This window comes from Kutzneria sp. NPDC051319, from assembly GCF_040682195.1.
Lineage (GTDB): Bacteria > Actinomycetota > Actinomycetes > Mycobacteriales > Pseudonocardiaceae > Kutzneria.
Map to the genome: position 1 here is coordinate 1 of NZ_JBFBAM010000159.1, position 2250 is coordinate 2250.

The following is a 2250-nucleotide window of genomic DNA, read 5'->3' on the forward strand; positions in this document are numbered from 1 at the left end:
TTCGGCCTGCTGGCCGACCGCCAACTCGGGGCGCACGTGTTCGACCCGGCCAACGGCGGCGTGATCCTCTGGCAGCACCTGTTCTGGTTCTTCGGTCACCCGGAGGTCTACATCGTCGCCCTGCCCTACTTCGGCATCGTGTCGGAGATCTTCCCGGTGTTCAGCCGCAAACCCCTGTTCGGCTACAAGGGCCTGGTGTTCGCCACGCTGGGGATCGCGGCGCTGTCGATCTCGGTGTGGGCGCACCACATGTTCGCCACCGGCGCCGTGCTGCTGCCGTTCTTCTCGTTCATGACCTTCCTGATCGCCGTGCCGACCGGTGTGAAGTTCTTCAACTGGATCGGCACCATGTGGAAGGGGCAGCTGACCTTCGAGACGCCGATGCTGTGGGGCGTCGGCTTCCTGATCACCTTCCTGTTCGGCGGCCTGACCGGCGTCATCCTGGCCTCGCCGCCGCTGGACTTCCACGTGTCCGACACCTACTTCGTGGTGGCGCACTTCCACTACGTGCTGTTCGGCACCATCGTGTTCGCCACCTTCGCCGGCATCTACTTCTGGTTTCCCAAGATCACCGGCCGGATGCTGGACGAGGGCCTGGGCAAGCTGCACTTCTGGACCACGTTCATCGGCTTCCACACCACCTTCCTGGTCCAGCACTGGCTCGGCGCGGCCGGCATGCCGCGGCGCTACGCCGACTACCTGGCCAGCGACGGCTTCACCACGCTCAACACCGTCTCGACCATCGGCGCGTACCTCGTCGGCGCGTCGACGCTGCCGTTCATCTGGAACGTCTTCCGCAGTTACCGCTACGGCGAACGGGTCGTGGCCGACGACCCGTGGGGTTTCGGCAACTCCCTGGAGTGGGCGACCTCCTGCCCGCCGCCGCGGCACAACTTCACCTCGCTGCCGCGGATCCGCTCCGAGCGCCCGGCGTTCGAGCTGCACTACCCGCACATGGCCGACCGACTGCGCGACGAGGCCCACGTGACACCGACGGCGGCGCCCTCGGAGATCGGCGCAGGCGCCGTGCAGTCCGACACCGGCTCGGATCAGGGCGATGCCAAGAAGAAATGACGCGTAGTGCCCGAAACGGTGGGTAGTCGCGTGCACCGAAGAAGAATCGAGGCGCTCTCATGAGCAGCAAACAGTCCATCGTCCCGCCGCGAAATCCGGCCAGCATGTCGGCGCTGGTCGTCGGCGCGGTGTTCCTCCTGGTCGGCATCCTCGGCTTCATCCCGGGCGTGACGACCGACTACGACATGATGAGTTTCGCCGGTCACGACTCGATGGCGAAGCTGTTGGGCCTGTTCCAGGTCTCCGTGCTGCACAACATCGTGCACCTGCTGTTCGGCGTGGCCGGCATCGCGCTCGCCCGCACGGCCCGCACCGCGGCCGGCTATCTGATGGCAGGCGGCGTGGTCTACCTGGTGCTGTGGATCTACGGCCTGGTCGTCGACCAGGCCAGCCAGGCCAACTTCGTGCCGCTGAACACCCCGGACAACTGGCTGCACTTCGTGCTCGGGCTCGGCATGATCGCGCTTGGGCTGTTCGCGTTCCGCACGGTCCGCGCCGGCACGACCACCGGCGCCGACGTGACCGACCTCGGCGGGAGGCAGCAGTGAGCCCGGCCACCGACGAGGAGCTGGACGTCGTCGAGTTGCTCGAGCGGCAACACCGGGAGATCAAGGGACTGTTCAGCGAGGTGGAGATGACCACCGGCGACCAGCGCCGGCGGGCCTTCGAGCGGCTGGTGCGTCTGATGGCCGTGCACGAGACGGCAGAAGAGGAGGTGGTGCATCCGGCGGCCCGCGACGCGGGTATCGACGAGGTCGTGCGGGCGCGGCTGCAGGAGGAGCACGACGCCAAGGAACTGTTGCAGCGGTTGGACGAACTCGGCCCGGACGCCGAGGACTTCATGGCGGACTTCCGCCGGCTGCGCCAGGACGTGGCCGAGCACGCCGAGCACGAGGAGCTGGCGGAGTTCCCGGCCCTGCGCGCCCGACATGACCGGGACCGACTCAAGAAGATGGCGGCGGCGGTGCGGGCGGCGGAAGCCATCGCGCCGACGCATCCGCATCCCGGCGTGGAGAGCGGCGCCGCGAACGTCGTCATCGGCGCGCCGACGGCGATCGTGGACCGGGTCCGGGACGCGGTTCGCAAGGCCATGGGCCGCAGCACGACCGGCACGTCCGACTGACCGGTGAGGGGCGCCGCCCGATCGGCGCCCCTCACCCCCGCACCACCAACAGC

3 protein-coding genes are annotated in these 2250 nt (G+C 68.2%); all 3 read left to right on the plus strand.

What is annotated here, in order from left to right:
- On the plus strand, positions 1-1074 hold a 1074-nt coding region (locus AB0M73_RS49715; RefSeq protein WP_363907229.1), incomplete at its 5' end, for a cbb3-type cytochrome c oxidase subunit I.
- Positions 1075-1133: 59 nt separating this feature from the next.
- On the plus strand, positions 1134-1622 hold the full coding sequence (locus AB0M73_RS49720) for a DUF4383 domain-containing protein (RefSeq protein WP_363907230.1): 489 nt from the start codon (positions 1134-1136) through the stop codon (positions 1620-1622).
- Complete coding sequence (locus AB0M73_RS49725) at positions 1619-2197, plus strand: hemerythrin domain-containing protein (protein WP_363907232.1); 579 nt, start codon at positions 1619-1621, stop codon at positions 2195-2197. Before AB0M73_RS49720 ends, AB0M73_RS49725 begins: the two co-directional genes overlap by 4 nt.
- The last annotated feature ends 53 nt before the right edge of the window (positions 2198-2250 follow it).

Coding starts and splice junctions, on each gene's coding strand:
- AB0M73_RS49720 (WP_363907230.1), top strand. CDS start 1,134: ATGAGCAGCAAACAGTCCATCGTCCCGCCGCGAAATCCGGCCAGCATG.